Here is a 21,750-nt window from a genome sequence, read left to right on the forward strand (position 1 = left end):
TTATTTATGTATAAAAGGGTTTTCATTTAAAATTGAGGATTATCAATTCATTTTCATTTGCGGTTTTCATTACATGTTTTAAATTCATAAGTTTATTACCATACAACTACATTGTAACGAATTTTTTCTCAGAAGGGAACGATGAAACAAAAGGAATTAAAATAAAGTAGCATTTTGTAAGAAAAAAGGTATATTTTTCATGTCTCACGAACAATATACCTTTCAAAACACGAATTATAGCTTTTCTTTATACAACTCTAATTTTTCTAACAATTGTTCTTTTACGTTTGGCCATTCACTCGAGATAATACTGTACACAACTGCATCTCTCACATGACCACTTGGCAATTTTCTTTCATTTCTAAGCACACCCTCTTTTACTGCACCTAACCTTTCAATTGCTCGTTGTGCCTTTTCGTTTCTTGCATCCGTCTTAATTTGTACTCTCAGCATACGCAATTTTTCAAAAGCATACTGGAGAAGCATATACTTACACTCTGTATTTATACTCGTACGTTGCACACTTGGATGATACCAAGTCTGCCCTAACTCGACTGTTTTATCTTCTACTGAAATATTATATAGACGTGTACTTCCTACAATCGTATTCGTCTGTTGATCCACTACAACGAAAGGTATTTGAGTACCCTTCCCATAACCCTGTATCGCTTTTTGAACATATTGCTGCATATCTTGCACATTATCCATTTTAGAGATTAAATACGCCCAAATATCCCGATTTCCTTCTACAATCGAAAACAAAGTTTCGACATCATCACTATCTATTAACCGTAACTTTGCTCTTTCGTGAATCATTTCCATTTGTAAGCCCCCCTTTGTTGTTACTATATCACACAAAACAAAAACGTATTATAAGGGTGATTGAATACAATCTCCTCGTATAAGGTGTGAAGGCTCATCAATAATCGTTAATATTGCACCAATAAAATAATATTTGAATAATTTCCAATAAATACTATATAATAATAAACGGGAGGGGATAAAAATGCTAGATCAAATTACTTGGGGAACACCAGGCAGTTTATTATGCTTAGGATTCTTTTTTGCAGGACTAGGAATCTTCTTAAGAAGCATGACTTCATATTCAAAAAATAAATAAAAACATCTCAAAAACAGAAAATAGTATATTTTCACGTTTTAGGATATTTGATTTTCTTAGCATGATAGTGATGTGGGAATACCCCGCTTTTAAACAAAAAAAGCCTTCCTTTTACAGAAGGCTTCTTTTGTTATAGCTTTATCTTTGTAAAACTTTAAAGCAATAAATAAGCAATCGGCGTAATAATAAGTAACGTTAATATCGTTCTTTGTACATAGAGAATAATAAGTTCCGATACTTTTAAAGGAATATCTGTCGATAAAATACAAGGAATGGAAGCTGAGAAAAACAATATAGATGATACCGAAACAACCGCAATGACAAACTTTGTCACAAGTGGTGCACTTACAACTAAAAGAGAAGGTAAAAACATTTCTGCGATACCAACGGATGCCGCTTTAGCAGCTAGTTCTGCTTCTGGTAATTGTAATAGCCATGTAAATGGATAGAAAATATAACTGATCCAATCAAATATTGGCGTGAATTTCGCTAATACGATACCAATTAATCCTACTGACATAATGGATGGCAAAATTCCCATTGTCATAATAAATCCATCTTTTAAATTCACTGCGATATTTTTCATAATACTCGGTGCAGATTTCGATACTTCTAACGCATCTTCCCAAGCACGTTCTAACATTTTTTCTTTATAAACAGGTTCTGGAAACCCTTCTTCTGTTACATATGTATCTGGTTTTCTACTAAGTGGTGGGATTCTTACTGTGATAGCAGTTACGATGAATGTTACAACAAGAGTAGTCCAAAAATAAACATTCCATAAATGCATAATATCTAATGTTTTTGCGATGATAATCATAAATGTTGCGGATACTGTAGAAAAACCTGTAGCGATAATAGCAGCTTCTTTTGTCGTATACTTTCCTTCTTTATACACGCGATTCGTAATTAATAAAGCAAGCGAATAACTCCCCACAAAGGAAGCAACCGCATCGATTGCTGACCGTCCTGGTGTTTTCCATAACGGCCTCATAATTGGACGGCAAAACGTACCGATAAATTCAAGTAATCCATACCCGACTAATAACGCTAAAAAAGCTGAGCCAATTGGAACGAGTAAACTTACCGATATTACTAGTTTCTCATACAAAAACGGCCCTACATCTGGCGCAAAGAACCAGGCTGGCCCTACTTTCAAGCAATATAATACACCAAAGACAACACCAACTACTTTTAAAATCGAAAAACAAATGTCTACGATAGATGTATTCCATTTTTTCGTATAAAACGGATAAATCGCTCCCACTACCATAACGAGTAGAGCGTAATAAGGTACTACACTCGGAACAGAAGTCCTGATCCACGAAACGATATGATCAATCATAATGGACGAAGCACCATTTATCGTAACCGGTACGAAAAACATAAACAGCCCAACTAGACTAGCGAGTATAAAACGAAGAATGATCCTCTTCTCACTCCCTGTCTTAATTACATTCCTTTTTAATTCAATTTCACTCAAAATTCGACACCTCCCATTATCTAAATATTCTGTATAATCGTGTTAGATTCCTTCCATTTTGAATATTTAATTATAAAGACGCCAAATATAACAATATAAAAACTCCTTCGTTGAATTTATATAATAAGTATATAAATTCAACGAAGGAGTTTTTTCATGTAACACAATTAAGCATTATTAAAATTATAGGTATTTATATTCATTAATAGCATTACAGAATAAATAATAGCCGATCCAGTTGACGCCCCATGCCCATCAACTTAAAAATATTAATTACCTTCAAGTGTAAAAAAACGGTATTTTTATTTGTTAGTCTGATGGACATTTGACTGAACCCCTAATACTTTAATAATGACTCTTTTCATGAAATAAAACTCAGTTTATCAGTCTAAAACATTTTTTAGATTTAGCAATAACAAGCTTACATTTTTACTTTTCAGATAGCCTCTTTTATTCTAATTTCTTCATTTCTTTCAGCCGTTCTATATCCTTTTCTGAAGCATTTTCTATTTTATACAGTTCATAGCTACCCTTTATCTCATTTATCACTGCAAATTCAATTTCATTCCGAACATAGCTTTTAGTTTTTCCCTTTTTATAACCAATAACATTATCTAATATAGTTTCCCCACTATCTTTTTTATATAAATTATAGCTAACAGGTGGACAACCAATTACATACTTATTATCAGAAAATCCGACTATATCATCCCTCCCTAATCCTGTCGAAACACTCCAGACAAAAATAATCTGAAATATAGAAAAAATAACAGTACTGCATAAGAGCAAAAATAGGATTGATTTAAAAAATAACTTTAAAAGTATCCTGCCCAAAAACATTCCCTCCCATTTCATCTCGAGATAGCAAGAACAAAACGCGAATTTTTTAGATTGTTGAACTCACCCCCCCCCGTTAGTGCCATAAGAAAAAGAGTTACCGCAGTAACCCTATTGTTTTTAATACACGTCACTAGGAAAAGCTATGGATGAATAAAGTCAATCTATTCAATTTCCCACAATCTTTTAATCTCCACCAATTCCTGTCCATTGAATTCCATTCTGTATATATCTGGTTTTGATGTCTGTAGTAAAAAATTCAGACCATACTTACTATCATAATACCCCATCATCAAAGTCATAACAGCTCCATGGGTTCCTAATACTACTTTCTGTCCTCGATAGGTGTTTAATAATTCTTTTAAGACTTTTATAGCACGTTTCTGACAGTCGACATTAGACTCTCCCCCCGTTAAAGCAAGATCGGGTTCTAAAAATGACTTTGTTATCAAAGGGAATAATTCCTTATCCGACATTCGTTCCTCTTCAGCAATAAAAATTCTCTCTTTTAAGTCTTCAAATACTAAAACTTCTTGTCCTATTTGCTTCGCTAACTGCTGAACAGTTAGAATTGAACGATTGTATGGACTTGAGATAACAATGTCAATTCCCTCACCTTGTAATACATCTGTTATTCGTTGAACATCTAACTTTCCTTTTTCAGTTAATCCTCTTGTTTTTTCTTTTCCAGATTTCGGTGAATCCCCATGTCTCACCATATATATGAAAGTTTTCATAATTCCCTCCATTTTTAAAGGTTCCTTTACAATTCCTTTCTCATATTAGCATATATATCCAATTCAGTCCCTTAAAAAATAACAGAAAACTATGAATTCTAAATAAATTCACGATATTTGTAAGAAAGATGCGAAGTTTTCACTATCCTCTGGTATAAAAAAGCGTTATTCTTTCTAAACAGGCTAGATTAGAAAGGATGATGTTTTTTATAAATCTTTGGATCCAAAGTGAACTTCAATTATTTGCTGAAGAATTATATGAACATCTTACTCCTTCATTTCTGGAAAACCTCGCTCAAGAACTAGGGTTTGTACAACGGAATAGATAAAATTAATACACTCTTATGGGTTGGTTCTACTGCTAAAGGTTTATTTGCTCCTCTATTCAACCTGTTAATCAAATAGTATAAATTTAAAACCACCTCTAGAGAAAATTAAGCGCATACTAGCAAGCAAATTCTATTAGAAATACCCCCAAAATAAATAGCATAAAGCTGCAAACATCTCCCTCTCTAAAAAACAGTGCATATTTACAGAAATGAACACTTTTATAATAAAGTGAAACTTTAACCAGTGGGGGTTTTCTTCATCCCCCACTGATTATCAGCTCTCACCAATCGGACTTTTATGGGCAGTTGATCCCCCACCTAACTTCTTTGCTTTCGCTGAATTTTGAGGTGGGGGTCTTACTGCCCATTAAAGCGGGATAAATAATTCTATTACTTCCCATAATCATCCACAATCTCTTGAATGACACGATACGATTCTTCTGCCACTATCTTATTCGCATCGTATGTAATTAACGCCTTCCAAAGTGCCCATCCTCTCGCCCTATTCCACGTTTCTTCATCTATGCGCAATACTTCTTTAAATACGTTTCTACTATTCTTATCAAAAAACGTCCAAGCCATCGCCGCATCGCAAGCAGGATCCCCTACTCCTAAAATACCAAAATCAATTACGGCGCAAAGCTTTCCATCCTTAACGAGTAGATTTCCTGGTGCAACATCTCCATGAACCCAAACTGGTTTACTCTCCCACGTTGACTGAAGTGCTACATCCCAAAGATGCTTTAATACTATTTCATCAAAAACATTCTTATTATTTTCAATAGCATCTCTCGCCTCTTCATCATATACAGATATAAGCCCGCCTCGGTAAAAATTATGTGCTCCAGCTACCGGTCCATTACTCGCATCAATGGATTGCAATTCTACTAAAAATGATCCTAAGCCCGCCGCAAATTCATTTAGGTCACGAACATTTTGTTTCGTAACAGTATCTCCTTCTATCCACTTATTTATAGACCAAGGCCACGGATACTCTTCAGATGGATTTCCTTTTGCAAGTGGTGTAGAAATCGGTAAAGAAAGCTCCTTACTTAATATAGGTAGCCACTTATTTTCTTTCTCTACTTGCGGTGCATATGCTGCATCACTTGGCAATCTTACACTCATCTCATCCCCTAGATGAAACGTTCTATTATCATGCCCACTAAACTTTACAGGCTTCACTTCTAAATGTGCCCATTTAGGAAACTGTTCCCCTATCAACCTTTTAACTAAATCCGTATGAATTTGATTCATTCACTTACCCCCTTCTCTTTTGAAACTTACTAAGTCCATCTGTACTCCCAACATATTCAAAACCATTTTTCTTATAAAAATCATTCAACGTAAGATTATGTCCCACACAATCTAGTTTCAAAAACTCTTTGTCATGTTGTACATTCTCTTCTATCCACTGTAAAATCCATTCTCCGATCCCATTCCCCTTATACTTCCGTTTCACCGCAAATCTATGAATATATAATGAGTTAGAAACTTCCTCCTTACCAAAAATACGCTCATCCCATTCATTTTGTTTAGGAGATACTGTAACTGTACTGATTATTTCATCTTCTTTCATAACCACATATGTATATTTCTCTCTTATACCTTCTAGTATTTCAGCCGTAGCCTCTCCGCCTAATAAATACTTCCATTGATCTACTTCTTTATGTTGTAACTACTCTGCTACTTCTCTTAATAGAGTAATAATGCTATCGCTTTCCTCTTCCGTAGCAATTCGAATTGTATATTCTTTAACTGTATTTCTCCCCATATTACCGTTCCCCTTTCAAATTACTACTATACTGACAAACGCGTTCTACCGTCATTTTCGTCTGTCACGTATTCAACATAAAAACCTTGATTCAGTGCGTTTTCATACATCAATTCAATCGCTTTTTGATCTTTAGCGTAAACTGTTACGTATGTACAACCCGCAACTAGTAAAACTAATTCACACTTACTCTCTTTAAATTCTTCATATGTTTCAATATCTACTACTTCCTCTCCTTTTGGATACGCTTTTAAATCTGCAAAGATAACATAATATATTTTGTCTTTAAATAATCTTTTCAAATCTGATCCTTCCACTATACTTGGTTCTTTTGGAAATAATGCCTCATCCAATCCACCACGCGCTACTAAGTATGACTCCTCACTCCCCACTCGCCAATCAAATGAAGTAATATCGATCGGCTTTAACACTTTCCAAAGTAGATTATCATATTCATTTGGAATATCTACAATAATTCCTCTTTTCATTTATTTGCTCCTAGCTTATTTATTTTCGTTTTCATTTCATACATTATATACCAAATTCAACTACTATATTTCCTATGTAACTTGTATTTCACCGTGAAAAAACCGTCCCACTACTTATGAAACGGTTTTTTTCTGCTTATATTTAAGTTTTTCATTCAATTGTCGCACTGCGCTTTAAAATAATTTCTAATTTATTCATCACATCAGCCACTCATTCTTTATATTCACTTCGTCTTCACAAAATAATATAAAAACCACACCGCATGATTTTGTTCATCGGCAGCTATTCTGCGTATTAACTCTTTTAGATGTGCATCCGATGTTTCATCTGAAATTTCCAAGTAAAAATCTACTGTCTTCTGTTCATCTTGTATTGCAAATTCTAATCCTTGTAAGTACGTATTCGGGCATTCTTCTGTAATTTGTGGTTTCGGCTGCTGACCAGTCAAATTTGTATAGATTTGTACAAAATGATGAAAATGCTTTATTTCATCATTACGAATTTCAAGAATTTGATTTCGTTCCGCCCCATTTGGAGCCATGTTAGCTAATTTCGCATAACAATTTATAGCAGTAAACTCTCCATTAATTGCTTTTTCAATATCACGAATCAGCTTATCATTTTGCCTATACCAATCATAATAATTCGAATTATCCATCGTATCCCCTCCATTATTTCACATGACATTTTATGCAATTTGAAATAGTAGGAGCATGTATACAAAAAGAACCACAAATACGAACTTTTCATTTCACTATAAACTAATAATCATTTCACTACAAAAAAACGCTTCACTACGAGTGAAACGTTCTTTTTTCTAAGCGTTTAATTCTGTTGTATGTTCCTTTATTGCACTACGTTTGAAAGCAGTCATTAGAATAATAACGATACTTACCGCACCGATCGATACGAGCACAGTAAGGGGTGTGCTCCAGCTTAATCCTTTTCCGAAGAAGAAGATTTCTCTAAGTCCTTCAATCATAAATCGCATTGGCAACCATGCATACACCCAGTCTTGGTAAAATGGTGACAACATTTCAGGTGCTAATGATAATAACGGTGCACCGAAGAATAGTAAGAGAGCGAATACACCGATTCCTTTTAGTCCAACTAGTGAAAGTACCGCTGATATCATTAAGAAGAAACTAAACGATGTAATAGATAAAAATAAGGCCGTATCAGTGAAAGTTGAAATATTTAGTCCTACCATTCCATCCGCAATCCATGTAAGGCCAAATCCAATAATAAGTGCAGCAATTGCGCCTGTTACGATTTGCTTTAGTTTTAATACAAAGTTTTCTTTTCTTGTACGAATCGGCATTTTACTTATCGCAATAAAGATAATTGCTGCGCTCGCTAAACTTGCAATCCATAACGGCTGGAATAATGAAATTGGTGAGTTACCGTTCGCACTATTTTTACCGATTTCATTTACATTTGTCACGTTCTTTGTAATAGGTGTTACTAATTTCGCAGCTTGGTCTGTTGTTAAAATAGCCCCTTTTGCTTTCAATCCTTCTAATATTTGTGTACGAACAGTATTGTTCATATTATCAACTACCCCATTTAACATTTGTCCTGCCATAGTTGATGCAGCTGTATTCATTCCTTGATTTATGAATATTTCTACCTCTGGCGAAGATGGCTGTGGTGTTCGTAATGATGCTTGTTTTGTGCTAAAGTCTTTCGGAATAACTAATGCTGCATAATATTCTTGATTATTTAAGCCTTTTTGAACTGCTTCTTTATTTTTCACTTCTACCCACTTTACCGCAGGTTCTTCCTCTGATTTTGATGTCTTTTTCATATTATCAACAATCGTTTGCCCCATATTCATCTTCGGTTGATTCGGAATTTCTACTCCTTGATCCTCATTTACAATTGCGATTGGTAAGTTTTTCGGCTTAGGTTGAACGGTTGGAAATAATGTTAATGAAAAAATAAAAACAACAAGTAGTGCAATAACTGGAGATAACAATAAAAGTTTGTTTTTAAACATTTTCTTTTCTCCTCCTTTAATTTGATTTATAATAACCAACAACGTGTTGTTTATTTATATTTGAATTATATGTTCGAGTTGAACGTTATACAATAATCAAAAATCGTGAATGTGTCGGTTATAAGACATATCCTTGAAATGTGTTGGCTAAAATGAAGGAGGGACATACTTTGCGCGATAGTAATTTAGATTTACGTGTTATTCGTACGAAAACTGCCATACGAAATGCATTGGTGGAGTTAGTTGAGGAAAAAGGTTTTGACGCTATTACAGTGAAAGATATTACAACGAAAGCAAACATTAATCGCGGTACTTTCTATGCGCATTATCACGATAAATTCGATTTAATGATGAAATGCCAAGAAGAAATTATGTATGAGTTTTCTAGCATAGCCAAAAAGAGATTCCCAGAAGTGATTGCGGATCTTGGGTCAAACCCTTCCCCAACAATGCCGTTTATACTTATTACTTCTATTCTTGAATTTCTAAATGAAAATAGTGATTTTATGAAAGCTGTACTGAGCCCAAAAGGAGATTTATCTTTCCAAACAAAACTGAAAGACTTTATGTGGAAAACACTATTTGAAGATACGAATGGTGCTCTCATTAATAAGGAGAATTTACTCGTCCCAAGCCAATACTTAGCTTCTTATATGGCATCTGCTCATATTGGTGTTATTCAGCAATGGTTAAATAACGGACAAAAAGAAACACCTGAGGAAATTGCTCGTATTTTATCAACAATCGCAGTTCATGGCCCTTTTTATGCGGCTGGTTTAAAGAAATAACCAAGCCTGCATAGCAACATGTTTTCATCAATCTGACCATCAACAAATTGCTAAGTGTAATTTATGTTTCTATGAAAAAAAGCTGTTGAAAAGTATCCTCTTCAACAGCTTCTCCATTATTAACGATATAAACGAACTGCACCTGCAGTATTATCATCTGCTTGTCCAACTACTTCAAATTTCAATCCAAGCTTCGGTAATTTACGTCCTGCATCTGGGATTAAATCATTCATATACGATTTAGAATCATCAAACTTCGTTACACCTGGTAATCCTTTGTAATCATATGTTCCACGTGTTGGAGATACAACTTTCCATGCTGGCGCTTGGTTAAAGGAGAACGCAGCATCTGCGATTTGGTATCGTGTACTATTTTTAACTGTTGGTTTGCCGTTTAGCGTTCCAACAATTGCCTCTGGATGAGAGTCAACAACCCCTAAGAAACCTTCTCCTGGATGTAGACCAACCCAATTATCTGTAAAGCTAGAGTCTGCATACCATACTACAAGACCTGTATTATACGGTACACCACTACTATATTTTAACGCTTGATCCGCACCAGCGTAGTTTCTCCACTCTAAATAGTAGTTATGTTTCTTCTTATCAAAACCGTTAGATACAACGAAACCATTTAATTTTAATTCCGCTTCGCCTTCAGCATCATCAGAGAAAACAACATTTCCATCTACTGTTAATGTAGCGTTATCAAGCGTAAAACCGCTCGGTGCTAAACCACCATCTGTAATGTATTCGAATGCTAGTTTTATTTTTTGACCTTTAAATTTGCTTAAGTCATATGACTTATCAACCCATTTACCATCCGTTGTATCTAGACCATTTTTCACATTCTTTTCACCAACGCGATCCACTAACGTTTTCTTACCATCTTCTGTCACTGCATGTACTTCAAGGAAGTCATAATCTGTTTCAACTTCATACAATGTTTTATAATCAAACTTCACACTTGTTGCATTTGTTAAATCAAACACTGGCGTTTCTAATGTAGTATGAAGATTATCGCCTTTTGTACTATAGTAATATTTCTTACCGAATGCAGGCTGAATACCTTTTACATCTTTATCTGGTAAGTTTACGCGAATTAAACCAGGACGAGCTGATTTCGTTACACTTTGATCTAAGTACGTCGCCAAACCGATACCGCGATTTAATTTATCATAGTCAACCTCTACAATATTTGCCCAGTTCCCGCCCATGTTCTTTTGAAAATACTCTTTATTTTGCGGAGAGAAACTCGGTGGCGTTGTACCTGCAATTTTACCAGCCCAACTACCGCCACTCATAACAGACCAAGAGTTAATTGGCTCACCTGCGCCTGAGTACTTCGTATCATATTCATCTGGAAGACCTAAATCATGACCGAATTCATGTGCGAATACACCAACCGCTCCGTCTTCTGGCTCAATTGTGTAGTCGTATGCTGCCATTTTACCGCCCCAGTTATCAACCTTTGCTTTTGTCCCTTCAATCGGATATGGTGTTCCAAGGTTCCAGCGATGTGACCAAATTGCGTCATCACCTAGTCTACCACCGCCTCCATCTTGTCCAACTCCAGCGTGAATAACCATTAAATGATCAATTAGACCATCTGGTTCGTTTTTATTACCATCGCCATTATTATCATATTGATCGTATTGGTCAAATTCAGATAAATCAATTCCACTTTCTACAGCTGCATGCAATGCCTCTTTTACAAAATCACGTGGTCCTTTTGGTCCTTTATTATCATGACCACCATCTCCTGCATCTGCGCCATAATCCGCGGCATTACCAGGAACTGTTAACCACTTTGTTACTGTCCCATCGACTGTATAACTACCACCAGATTGCTCTTCATAATATTGTTTAAATGTTGGGACTTTTGAACCATCAAAGAGTGTAAACGGCTCATCACCAAATAACATTTTTTGATAATGTTCTGGATTAAAATCATTTGAATACATATAACCTGGTACTTGATCAATATTGTTATGCTTAAAGTCAGCAAACTCTACTAGTAATACTAAAACTTTATCTTTACGAACATCACCATTATATTGTTTTTGCTTCGCTGAAGTAGTTGGTACTTTGCCGTTTAATCCCCCTTTAACCGGCGCTTCTCCTACTACTGGGCCACCAGCAGGTTGATCAACTTTTTCTTTCGCATCTGCTTTTGCATCTTTAACTTTTTTCAAAAAGTCAAAAGCTTCTCTTGAGACACTATCCCCTGTTGCTGGTTCTTTTCCAGCATTTTCGCCCTTTTTCTTCTCTACGTATTTTTCAACAGCTTTTAATGTGTCTTCTTTCGACGTAGATTCACTAATTACACCGCGTTTCTTGAGCGCATCTGCTAAACGATCCTCTTGAATTAAATTTTCATCAATTGGACTTACAGTTCCTGTATGAGACGGCGTCGCCGCATAAACAGATTGACTACCAAATCCAAACGTGCAACTAAGCACAGCTGTCGCCGCAAGCGTAGACAGCACCTTAAAAGGTTTTTTCTTCATCCCTATTCCTCCCCAATATTAAATACGTTATAACGTTTATATAATAATGAAAATTCAGATAACTTACAAGATGTTGTCTGAATTTGTAATATTTTTGAAAATATTCTTTAGTTCAAATTGATATACATTCTGATTTAACAATGTTTTAGGTGGTAATAGCTGACTAAAAAAATAAAGAGATCATCCACTATAATTAGGGACTGATCTCTTTATTATCTAAGGCGAAACTATAACACTTCAATATACCCTTCTGTTCCATGTACCCGTATTCGTTGCCCATCTTTTATTAATTTCGTAGCATTCTCTACTCCGACGACTGCTGGTAATCCATATTCACGTGCGATAACTGCTCCGTGCGTCATGAGCCCGCCAACTTCAGTGACTAATCCTTTTATAGACACAAACAACGGTGTCCAGCCAGGGTCAGTAAATGCTGTAACTAATATATCTCCCTCTTCTAAATTCGCATCTTCCATGTTTAAAATAACGCGAGCTCTTCCCTCAATAACTCCTGAAGAAACAGGCAGACCTATGATTGCTTCGACCGGAAGATTTTCTCGTTTATATTTACCTGTAATGATTTCTCCATCAGACGTCATTACACGCGGTGGCGTTAGCTTTTCATATAATTTGTAATCATTTTTTTGTTTATGAATAAGCTCGTAATCTAGTTTATTCATACGGACGACTTCGTGAAGCTCTTCAAAAGTTAAATAGTATATATCTTCAATTTCAGCAATAACGTTATTTTGCACGAGTTTCTCAGCTTCTTTCAACAACGCCTGCTTATATATGAAGTAACGATTAATCATGCCGTATTTTGGATATTCACGATAACCGATACAATTACGGATGTTACGAATCATTCGCTTCGTCTCTTCTACTTTTTGTGTACCATCCGGCAAATGCTGCAATCGCTCTAATAACTCTTCTTCTTTGTTCAAAGCTTCTTGCAGCCCTTTTTCAAACTTCTGCTTACTAGCGCCAGCTTCAAAGTCTCTTATATTATTTAAAATCATTGCGATAATGATTGTTGGCTTTTCACTCCAGCGCGTTTTCGTAATGTCGATCTCTCCGCTGCATCTCATTCCGTATTTATTTAGAAAAGCTAGAATGGCATCTCGAGCTTTTTCTCCGCCTTTAAATTGAATTAATTCATCTAAAAAGTTATCATTTTCTACATGTTGTAAATACGCAATAACTTCTGGATATGGCCGAATCACATCAGCAACATCGAGTAATGCTAGCCCCATTTCAGACGTAATATTGTTTTGTACTGATTGAGAAAGTGTGTCTGCTGCATTCTTTTCGCCTAACCATTGCTCCATCTTTTCATTGATCCATGTTGAAGCATCCATACCTGCCATAATGACAGCCATACTTTGCGGATGAAATAATATTTTCTTTAATTGCTGAATATCTTCCAAAATAAAATCAAGTACATCCACCCCTGATTTCGTTTGCATGTTTCGTTTTAACTCTTCAATTGATGCTTGATTCATTTCTATTAAATCCGTAACGATTGCTGGATTGTTTTCGACTTGTGGTTGCGAACTTGTAGGTGGTCCACTTTTACCAACACTCTTTTCTTTTTCATCATCTCGTAACAATGTAATAAAATCATCTCGCTCGACTACAGTCGTTAATGCATCTTTAATAAGCGGTTCCGAATTCCCTATCATATTTAATAAAAGTTCTCTACTAGTAGGCGAAGCCAATCTTTGTGCAACATCAACAAACAACCTTCCTCCAGCTTGAAACCTCTGTCCAAAAGATGTTAACTGGAATAAAGACATTCCTAATGGCTTCAAGGGATCGGTCATCATTTGCTGGTGACCAACCGATACATACACATGATTTTCCCTATCATTTACTTCTGGTATTGGATATAAAGTCGTGATTGGACGACTTTGGACAATATAAAATGTATCATCCACTAAACACCATTCAATATCTTGCGGACAACCAAAATAGGATTCAATTTGTCTTCCTATACGTGCCAGGTGTAAAATTTGTTGTTCAGTAAGTGTTTGAATTTTTTGCTGGTTAGGTGCAATTTGCTTTGTCTCTGTTCCGCCTTCTTTCCGCCCGTAGATAGCTAGTTTTTTAGTTGCAATCATCTTATCGACGATTTCGCCTTCTTTTACTTTATAATTATCGGCAGAGACCAATCCTGATACCAATGCCTCGCCCAGTCCAAAACTGGCATCAATTGATAACACCTTTCGGTTAGAAGTAACCGGATCAGCAGTAAACATAATGCCCGAAGCATGCGGGAAAACCATTTTTTGAACGACAACACATATAGAAACTTGATTATGTTCAAAACTATTTTGCATGCGGTACATAACTGCACGCTCTGTAAATAAAGAAGCCCAGCATTTTCTTACATGCTGCAAAATCGCTTCTTTTCCGGTGATATTTAAATACGTATCTTGTTGACCAGCAAACGAAGCATACGGTAAATCTTCAGCCGTCGCACTAGAACGCACAGCATACGCATGTTCATTTCCAAAACGTGAGAGATAATGAGTTACCGCTTCCACTACATCAGAAGGGATTTCTACTGCCATAATGACTTCTCTAATCTTCTTACTAATTCCACCAATTTGAGTTCGGTCTTCACGTTTCAACTTTGTTAGCTGCTGCAACAAAGTTTGAAGCTCGTCATTTTGCTCGATGGCCTTTTCATATCCTACCGTTGTAACACAAAATCCTTCTGGCACTTGTATCCCTTGAATGTTGGATAACTTCCCTAAATTCAATCCTTTTCCACCAACGAGTGAAAGCTGCGTGTTTTCTATTTCCTGAAAATCGAGAACGAAAGAACTCATTTACCATCTCTCCTTACTATGCATGTGTTCTTGATTGTAGCAGTAGTAAATACGAATAAACAGTCTATTTCGAACTTGATTTACATGGTATAATTAAGTTAGGAAAAGATATTCCCCCTCTAATTCACTTCAATTATATCTCCAAACTTAAACATTCTTTAATTATGAAAAGCATCCGTACAATTAATCGCCTTATTTAATGGCGTTCTATTAGCTACTGTTATGCATTTTTTATATAAATACACATTGAAATATTAAGATGAATATTTTATTAACCCATCACCCTCCTCAAAAAAATTGTAGAAACTATTATATAAATTGATATGTCTCCACTTTAATTCTAGGACTTCATTTTTATTTTTTTGTAATCCCCCACTAATTCTTTGCTCAAATCCCCAAAATGGATTTTCAAAATTAGGGAACTATAATGTCGTATTACAATATGTTAAGGGGGATAAAAAGTGGACAAGGAAATGAATTACGGAAGTGATTACAAGTTTATTCCAGCAACTTCAATTGAAAGTGGTCATGGCATCGAAGTATTGCCTGATTTATTTTGCTACACGATTCAAATCGTCAACATATGTTTTGTTGGAAATCCGCATACTAATGATTTTGTTTTAATTGATGCTGGAATGCCTAAATGTGCAAATGAAATTATCTCTGTTACTGAGAAGCGATTTGGTACAAATAGCCGTCCAAAAGCAATTATTTTAACACATGGGCATTTTGATCATGTTGGAGGAATAATTGAACTCATCAAGTATTGGGATGTTCCAGTCTATGCCCATCAAATGGAGATACCGTTCTTGACTGGACAACAAAGTTATCCTGAACCAGATCCAACAGTTGAAGGTGGTATGATAGCGAAATTGTCTCCCCTGTTCCCTAATGAACCGATTGATTTAGGAAGTAGCGTAAAAGCACTACCTACCGATGGAACTGTTCCCCATATGGCAGAGTTTAGATGGATTCATACACCAGGACACACTCCAGGTCATATTTCATTATTCCGAGAAAAAGACCGAACTTTAATTGCTGGGGATGCTTTTGTTACAGTGAAGCAGGAATATCTATATAAGGTAATTACTCAGGAACAAGAAATAAGCGGTCCGCCTCGTTATTTAACAACAGACTGGAAAGCTGCTAAGGAATCCGTCATTAAATTAGAAGAAGTAAAGCCTCTGGTCGCTGTTACTGGACATGGAATACCGATGTCAGGTGAATTGCTATCAACAAGCCTCAAAACACTCGTTCAAGAATTTAATAAAATTGCTGTACCCGATTATGGAAAATATGTAGACAAAAAGATATATTAAGCACGAAAATACTTTTTATTCTTATATTTAAGCAACAAAATCATAACGGTAAAATTTATTAAGTCTAATAAAAAAACACTGTACTTAGGCAACATCTCTATTATAAGAATGGAACTACACTTTGTGAATAAAACTCGATTTTCCGCAAATACTATCCGTAGTATAAGCCTGCTTCTTACTCAGGTTGTACTTCTTACCATTTAAGGGTGATTAAAACGGGTTACGCTATATAGCATAACCTGTTTTTTATGAAATATTTTATTCCATATACGTTTAAACAATGGAGGAAAATGATGAAACATATTGTTGCTTTATTAATTAAATACACAGCGATAACTGCAGTATTGCTAATGGTACTCGGTATCTTTCAAGGCATTTCAATTCCTAGAGTATTACTCATTTCTCTTTTCCTAACAGGAGCTGCCTATTTAATCGGCGATCTCTTCATTTTACCTAAATACGGAAATATGATTGCTACAATGGCAGATTTCGGCTTAAGCTTCTTCGGCATTTGGTTACTAACATCCTTGTTTACTAATTTAGATGCTACTCGTAATATTGGACTTTCTTCATTCTTAGCTACTTTAATTATTGGCGGGATGGAGGTTTTCTTCCACATTTATATGAAGAGGTTAGTACTGCGTAACGACAATGAATTAAGAAATCAGAAGCATATTCATCATGATAAATATGCTATGGAAATGTCAGATGAATATATAGATCCTTCCACAATAAATAAATCCAAGCCTGAGGATACATCTAAAAAATAAAAAAGTGGTCAACGCCACTTTTTTATTTTTGTTTATTAAGCTTGATCTGAATTTCTTACATGTAACGGAGGTGGAACTACCCACCCTTTTTTCTTACTTAGACGCAGCAAAGTTACTCCTGCTTGCGCTTTTTTCATATGAAATTGTCCGAATAACATGCCTACATCTTCTCGAAGACATTTGCCCATTACTTGGCTACATGTCACAAGTCCAGCTGCTAATCCTGTAGAAACAGCTGCTGCTATTTCAGCATCATTAATACGTGCTCCTGGAGGAATGTCTTCGATAGATGCAACTGGACGTTCTGGAGGCGCTGGCGGTAAAGCGACCCCATTAACTTTTAAAAGTGCCTTTAATTCTTCTATCTCCGAATTCATATCATTTTCAATTAAGCTTTCTAAAAACTTCTTCAAATCTTCGTCACCTGTGTGATTCATAAATACTTGATGGCTTGCAATTGCCCCCTGTGCAGCAAGGAGATAACTCCAAATATCAAATACTTCTCCGTAATGTAAAGGTTCATTTTGAGGATTTCCACTTAATATACCCATTTTTAAATTCCTACCTTTCGAAAATATCATAATAAATATTGATTTCAATATTGAAATCAAATTTTTAATTATACTTTTTCCTGCAAAAGATTTTCTACTATGCATGGAAAACACCTTTCCAACACTGCGTGTTTATTGTTTAGGAAAGTAGTTTACAAATTAAATACTCAAAGATTATCAATAATCTTTGAGTGAGAATCTGTTTAATATAAGGGTTTTTATTTTTATAAATACACAAAAGAAATTGATTTACATATCTGCTATATTTTACACTAATTCTCTTAGCGGTTAGCTCTACCACCAAGTTGTTGTTCAGCCATTGCTACTAAACGTTTTGTAATTTCACCACCAACAGAACCGTTTGAACGAGCTGTTGCGTCTGCACCAAGTTGTACGCCAAACTCTTGTGCAATTTCATATTTCATTTGATCAAGGGCTTGTTCAGCGCCTCGAACTAACAATTCATTACGACTTCCACTATTATTGTTTGCCATATTGTTTCACCTCCATTGTTGTTAATATGCTACGAATCATGAAATAATAGTTATCCTTTTTATGGGAATTAGATTATGTATAAATATTGAGTTTTTTCTTAAAATAAGGCAAAAGATATAAGAAAGAAGAGTTGCTATAACGCACTTTCATAACAACACTATGTATAGATTTCTCTTTACTAAAGATTTCTGTTTTGCCAAGAGATACATATAAATTATGAAAAATGATTCCTAAGGAGATATGAGATGAAAGCTGTGACTTATCAAGGTCCAAACCAAGTACAAGTTAAACAAGTGGATGATGCAAAGTTAGAGAAAAAAGATGATATTATTGTAAAAATTACTTCAACCGCTATCTGTGGTTCTGATTTACATTTATATCAAGGCAACATGCCGTTACCTCCAGGGTACATTATTGGTCATGAGCCAATGGGAATTGTTGAAGAAGTTGGTCCAGATGTTACTAAAGTAAAAAAAGGAGATCGTGTTGTTATTCCCTTTAATGTTGCTTGTGGACATTGTTTTTATTGCCAACATGAAATGGAAAGTCAATGTGATAACTCCAATCCTCATTATGATTCTGGTGGATACTTTGGTTACACAGAGAAATTTGGTAACCATCCAGGTGGGCAAGCAGAATATTTAAAAGTTCCTTTTGGAAATTTCACTCCATTTGTTATACCAGAATCATGCGAACTTGAAGATGAATCTCTACTGTTTTTATCCGATGTTTTGCCAACAGCCTATTGGAGTGTAATAAACGCAGGTGTTAAGTCAGGTGATACTGTTATCGTTCTTGGTTGTGGCCCTGTTGGATTAATGACACAAAAATTTGCCTGGATGCAAGGTGCTAAGCGCGTAATCGCAGTCGATTACTTAGATTATCGGATAAATTATGCAAAAAAGATTAACAATGTTGAGGTATTTGAGTTCACAAAATTTCCTGATATGGGAGAACATTTAAAGGAAATTACGCATGGCGGTGCCGATGTAGTCATTGATTGCGTGGGCATGGATGGAAAAAAATCACCCCTAGAATTTCTAGAACAAAAATTGAAATTACAAGGTGGAACTCTCGGCCCTATTCAAATTGCTACGAAAGCCGTAAGAAAATACGGAACCGTTCAAATGACTGGTGTTTATGGTGGTAATTATAATGCATTTCCACTCGGGGCATTTTGGGTTAGAAATATTAATTTAAAAATGGGACAAGCACCTGTCATTCATTTTATGCCGGAACTATTTGAAAAAATAACAAATAAAGAATTCGATCCAAAGGAGATTATTACACACAAAATTCCTCTTGAAGAAGCGAGCTACGGTTATCAAATTTTTAATAATCGTGAAGATGATTGTATAAAAGTCATTTTGAAGCCTTGAAAATATATCCTTTTTAAATGATTATTTTTAACTATTCTTAAAGCTAAAGATAAGATTAAAATCCATGCCCTTATCTTTTTCACCCAAAACTAGTAGTTAATTTTGATTACATCCTACTTTCTTTTATGCCCTCTTTATTATACAAAAAATGCAAGTTGTAGCTTTTGTATAAGGCTTGATTCAATTAATTTAATAAACCTTGATAAAAGAACAAATAGAAAAAGTGTGTTTTGAAAAATTTTTTGATTAAAACACGCTTTTTCTATATTTAATTGAATCATCCTTTTATAAAAAAGTTTGATAATTTTTGTGATTCTTGCTCAATTAAAACGCCCTTTAACTGAAGGAAAAAATCAGTTTATCACTGATTTTTCTTCTCTAATTCTAATTGATTAACAATGTAAGATACTAATGTATTCAATGGATTAATAATAGTCTTAGATGTTTTATACTCAACTTGCTGAGATGCATCAACCATAGATAATTGAGCAACGGAGATAACTTTCTTTTCATCTTTAATGATTTGATTTAAGGACTTTGTAATTTCTTGGTTGTATTCTTCTTTTAGCCCTTGCATTATCAATTCAAAAATACTATCTATAACAATAACTTCTAAATCTAAAGATTTTTGATAGTTATTAGCATGATGTTTAAGACGTTTTACTGTACCTTCAACAGTTGCAGGATTTGTAAAAAGAATTGTCTGAGGTTGCTGTATATTGCTAATGTAATCAAAGAAAGGTTCATCAACTTTAATAATTGGCACTGATATTGAGAGTTGGTCTTCCTGTAAAATTGCAATATAGTTTGTACAAGTAATAAGGATAGCATCAACATTACATTGGGCAATCCATTCTATTTGCTCTTTAACTTTCAATTGAGCATCTGATTCTAGGAAATTTTCATTTGATGTAACTCGATACATTAATGCCGGGTCAACAAAATGTATTAATTCAATGTTAAATGAAGAAAGTGCATTTTCTATATATTCTATATTCGAATAATGGGCGTGTAAGCAGCCTAATCTTTTTCTCAATTCCATCCCACCTATATTATATTTCTGCTTATTCTATCAGTACGCGAATTAAAATGTCTATTAAAATTGAGAATGAGACCTTTCCTCTTATTTCACAAAATGGCCTTTTAATGAAACAACTTTCTTGTCACTTAACACAAAGGAGTAAATCATGGTAACTTTTTTATAAACATCTCGTCCTTCTTCAAAACAATGCTTCTTTTTTTAATAACATCGTGACTTTATTTAAAAGCAATACAAGTTCAAATCTCCCCACACTCATTTCAAATTTAAAATGGTTGTTTCACACCTTCACATTTTTGAGGAAAAACCCACAATCAGAGAAAAGAAGAATATAAGTAATAAACATCCTATTATTGGAAAATATAATAATGTTAACTATTTTAAAAAGAGGTGTACTTCATGTTTTATTATAAAGAAGAACTGATTAATATTATCAAGCCGGACAAACCAGATCCAGCTGCTGCAAAAGTTTTACAAGAAATATTAGGTGGGCATTATGGTGAAATGCGTACAATGATGCAATACTTTTTCCAAAGCTCAAATTTTAGAGGTAAAGAGAAGCAATATCGTGATTTACTTAGAGGTGTTTTTTTAGAGGAAATAAGCCATGTAGAGCTTGTACAACATACAATTAATCAACTATTAACTGGATCTGGTGAACATACGCCAGGAAATGCCGGTATTGACACAGCACCACTTGATGAAGCGGTTAAACATGCAAATCCTCACCACTTTATTGTAGGTGCTCAAAGTTCATTGCCTGTTGATGCAGCTGGAAACCCATGGAATGGATCTTGGGTATATAGTCATGGAAACTTAATTAGCGATTTACTAGATAATGTCGTACTTGAATCTACAGGTGTACTTCAAAAAACTAGAATTTATGAAATGAGTTCTAATCAAATATTTAGAGAAACTCTTGCATTTTTAATTGTACGTGATAACGCACATCAAAATGCTTTCGCAAAAGCATTAGAGACATTGGGTGTTGAATGGGGAAAACTCTTTCCTGTGCCGAACTATGATATTAATAAATACTCAGAATGCAGAAAGTATGTAGAAATGGGATTTCATAATGCACAATTTAATTTTAGATTGGACCCAACAAGAATGGGAGAAATATTCCAAGGTGAATCACCAAGTAGAAACAAAGGGACATTAACAGTAACTGACCCACCAAAAGGCTTTCCTGTACCAGAGCTTCCTGAAATGCCAAATGAGCATAGTCCCGGATTAAAAGATATGGACCTTTAAGATAATTATGGCCCACTATTGATTCATGGTTGGCCATAAACCTTTA

General features: G+C 35.0%; 18 protein-coding genes and 1 pseudogene. 5 read left to right on the forward strand and 14 right to left on the reverse strand.

Annotated features, from left to right (window positions below; translation table 11 throughout):
• Nucleotides 1–234: 234 nt before the first annotated feature.
• The 9 genes and pseudogenes from J0835_RS14805 to J0835_RS14845 all read right to left on the reverse strand — a co-directional run bounded on the left by J0835_RS14805 (nt 235) and on the right by J0835_RS14845 (nt 8,807).
• Nucleotides 235–822, reverse strand: coding sequence for a GNAT family N-acetyltransferase (locus tag J0835_RS14805; RefSeq protein WP_087981086.1), 588 nt, complete (start codon nt 820–822; stop codon nt 235–237).
• 452 nt (nt 823–1,274) lie between these two features.
• Nucleotides 1,275–2,603: a YjiH family protein gene (locus J0835_RS14810; RefSeq protein ID WP_087981087.1), complete on the reverse strand. Its 1,329-nt coding sequence runs from the start codon at nt 2,601–2,603 to the stop codon at nt 1,275–1,277.
• Nucleotides 2,604–3,053: 450 nt separating this feature from the next.
• Nucleotides 3,054–3,437, reverse strand: a complete 384-nt coding sequence (locus J0835_RS14815; protein ID WP_140386820.1) for a hypothetical protein — start codon at nt 3,435–3,437, stop codon at nt 3,054–3,056.
• Between the two features lie 167 nt (nt 3,438–3,604).
• Nucleotides 3,605–4,177: a histidine phosphatase family protein gene (locus J0835_RS14820; RefSeq protein WP_087981089.1), complete on the reverse strand. Its 573-nt coding sequence runs from the start codon at nt 4,175–4,177 to the stop codon at nt 3,605–3,607.
• A gap of 719 nt (nt 4,178–4,896) precedes the next feature.
• Nucleotides 4,897–5,763, reverse strand: a complete 867-nt coding sequence (locus J0835_RS14825) for an aminoglycoside phosphotransferase family protein (protein ID WP_144536390.1) — start codon at nt 5,761–5,763, stop codon at nt 4,897–4,899.
• 4 nt (nt 5,764–5,767) lie between these two features.
• A pseudogene (locus J0835_RS14830) lies at nt 5,768–6,280 on the reverse strand (GNAT family N-acetyltransferase).
• A 26-nt stretch (nt 6,281–6,306) separates the two neighbouring features.
• Nucleotides 6,307–6,768 carry a DUF2691 family protein gene (locus J0835_RS14835; RefSeq protein ID WP_333728132.1) on the reverse strand — a complete coding sequence of 154 codons (462 nt, stop codon included), beginning with the start codon at nt 6,766–6,768 and terminating at the stop codon, nt 6,307–6,309.
• Nucleotides 6,769–6,992: 224 nt separating this feature from the next.
• Nucleotides 6,993–7,427 (reverse strand): ferritin-like domain-containing protein, encoded by a 435-nt coding sequence (locus J0835_RS14840; protein WP_087981091.1) that lies wholly within the window; start codon nt 7,425–7,427, stop codon nt 6,993–6,995.
• A 159-nt stretch (nt 7,428–7,586) separates the two neighbouring features.
• Nucleotides 7,587–8,807, reverse strand: coding sequence for a YhgE/Pip domain-containing protein (locus tag J0835_RS14845; protein WP_140386863.1), 1,221 nt, complete (start codon nt 8,805–8,807; stop codon nt 7,587–7,589).
• Nucleotides 8,808–8,938: 131 nt separating this feature from the next.
• Between J0835_RS14845 and J0835_RS14850 the strand changes: the two genes are divergently transcribed.
• Complete coding sequence (locus J0835_RS14850; protein WP_087981093.1) at nt 8,939–9,556, forward strand: TetR/AcrR family transcriptional regulator; 618 nt, start codon at nt 8,939–8,941, stop codon at nt 9,554–9,556.
• A 119-nt stretch (nt 9,557–9,675) separates the two neighbouring features.
• Here the strand turns inward: J0835_RS14850 and J0835_RS14855 are convergent, their stop codons facing one another.
• Together J0835_RS14855 and ppsA are read right to left on the reverse strand one after the other, a co-directional pair.
• Nucleotides 9,676–12,063, reverse strand: coding sequence for an immune inhibitor A domain-containing protein (locus tag J0835_RS14855; RefSeq protein WP_087981094.1), 2,388 nt, complete (start codon nt 12,061–12,063; stop codon nt 9,676–9,678).
• Nucleotides 12,064–12,290: 227 nt separating this feature from the next.
• On the reverse strand, nt 12,291–14,897 hold the full coding sequence (gene ppsA / locus J0835_RS14860) for a phosphoenolpyruvate synthase (RefSeq protein WP_087981095.1): 2,607 nt from the start codon (nt 14,895–14,897) through the stop codon (nt 12,291–12,293).
• Nucleotides 14,898–15,358: 461 nt separating this feature from the next.
• On the opposite strand from ppsA, the gene J0835_RS14865 reads away from it, so the two are divergent.
• Together J0835_RS14865 and J0835_RS14870 are read left to right on the forward strand one after the other, a co-directional pair.
• Nucleotides 15,359–16,216 (forward strand): MBL fold metallo-hydrolase, encoded by an 858-nt coding sequence (locus J0835_RS14865; RefSeq protein ID WP_087981096.1) that lies wholly within the window; start codon nt 15,359–15,361, stop codon nt 16,214–16,216.
• Between the two features lie 293 nt (nt 16,217–16,509).
• Nucleotides 16,510–16,986 (forward strand): YndM family protein, encoded by a 477-nt coding sequence (locus J0835_RS14870; RefSeq protein ID WP_140386822.1) that lies wholly within the window; start codon nt 16,510–16,512, stop codon nt 16,984–16,986.
• A gap of 35 nt (nt 16,987–17,021) precedes the next feature.
• On the opposite strand, the gene J0835_RS14875 is transcribed toward J0835_RS14870, so the two are convergent.
• Complete coding sequence (locus tag J0835_RS14875) at nt 17,022–17,537, reverse strand: DUF3231 family protein (RefSeq protein ID WP_000512126.1); 516 nt, start codon at nt 17,535–17,537, stop codon at nt 17,022–17,024.
• A 281-nt stretch (nt 17,538–17,818) separates the two neighbouring features.
• On the reverse strand, nt 17,819–18,031 hold the full coding sequence (gene sasP, locus J0835_RS14880; protein ID WP_000002839.1) for a small acid-soluble spore protein, SasP family: 213 nt from the start codon (nt 18,029–18,031) through the stop codon (nt 17,819–17,821).
• 246 nt (nt 18,032–18,277) lie between these two features.
• Between sasP and J0835_RS14885 the strand changes: the two genes are divergently transcribed.
• Nucleotides 18,278–19,411, forward strand: coding sequence for a zinc-dependent alcohol dehydrogenase (locus J0835_RS14885; protein WP_087981098.1), 1,134 nt, complete (start codon nt 18,278–18,280; stop codon nt 19,409–19,411).
• A gap of 361 nt (nt 19,412–19,772) precedes the next feature.
• On the opposite strand, the gene J0835_RS14890 is transcribed toward J0835_RS14885, so the two are convergent.
• The gene (locus J0835_RS14890; protein WP_087981099.1) at nt 19,773–20,453 is read right to left on the reverse strand and encodes a hypothetical protein; all 681 of its coding nucleotides are present in this window, start codon (nt 20,451–20,453) and stop codon (nt 19,773–19,775) included.
• 396 nt (nt 20,454–20,849) lie between these two features.
• Between J0835_RS14890 and J0835_RS14895 the strand changes: the two genes are divergently transcribed.
• The gene (locus J0835_RS14895) at nt 20,850–21,704 is read left to right on the forward strand and encodes a manganese catalase family protein (protein ID WP_087981100.1); all 855 of its coding nucleotides are present in this window, start codon (nt 20,850–20,852) and stop codon (nt 21,702–21,704) included.
• Nucleotides 21,705–21,750: the final 46 nt, after the last annotated feature.

This window comes from Bacillus cereus group sp. Sample62, from assembly GCF_036851315.1.
Lineage (GTDB): Bacteria > Bacillota > Bacilli > Bacillales > Bacillaceae_G > Bacillus_A > Bacillus_A wiedmannii.

Excerpts from the sequence above, each read along its gene's own strand:
- J0835_RS14870 (WP_140386822.1), top strand. The coding sequence starts at position 16,510 with ATGAAACATATTGTTGCTTTATTAATTAAATACACAGCGATAACTGCA.
- sasP (WP_000002839.1), bottom strand. The coding sequence starts at position 18,031 with ATGGCAAACAATAATAGTGGAAGTCGTAATGAATTGTTAGTTCGAGGC.
- J0835_RS14805 (WP_087981086.1), bottom strand. The coding sequence starts at position 822 with ATGGAAATGATTCACGAAAGAGCAAAGTTACGGTTAATAGATAGTGAT.
- ppsA (WP_087981095.1), bottom strand. The coding sequence starts at position 14,897 with ATGAGTTCTTTCGTTCTCGATTTTCAGGAAATAGAAAACACGCAGCTT.
- J0835_RS14820 (WP_087981089.1), bottom strand. The coding sequence starts at position 4,177 with ATGAAAACTTTCATATATATGGTGAGACATGGGGATTCACCGAAATCT.
- J0835_RS14825 (WP_144536390.1), bottom strand. The coding sequence starts at position 5,763 with ATGAATCAAATTCATACGGATTTAGTTAAAAGGTTGATAGGGGAACAG.
- J0835_RS14890 (WP_087981099.1), bottom strand. The coding sequence starts at position 20,453 with ATGGAATTGAGAAAAAGATTAGGCTGCTTACACGCCCATTATTCGAAT.
- J0835_RS14855 (WP_087981094.1), bottom strand. The coding sequence starts at position 12,063 with ATGAAGAAAAAACCTTTTAAGGTGCTGTCTACGCTTGCGGCGACAGCT.
- J0835_RS14835 (WP_333728132.1), bottom strand. The coding sequence starts at position 6,768 with ATGAAAAGAGGAATTATTGTAGATATTCCAAATGAATATGATAATCTA.
- J0835_RS14875 (WP_000512126.1), bottom strand. The coding sequence starts at position 17,537 with ATGGGTATATTAAGTGGAAATCCTCAAAATGAACCTTTACATTACGGA.
- J0835_RS14885 (WP_087981098.1), top strand. The coding sequence starts at position 18,278 with ATGAAAGCTGTGACTTATCAAGGTCCAAACCAAGTACAAGTTAAACAA.
- J0835_RS14895 (WP_087981100.1), top strand. The coding sequence starts at position 20,850 with ATGTTTTATTATAAAGAAGAACTGATTAATATTATCAAGCCGGACAAA.
- J0835_RS14840 (WP_087981091.1), bottom strand. The coding sequence starts at position 7,427 with ATGGATAATTCGAATTATTATGATTGGTATAGGCAAAATGATAAGCTG.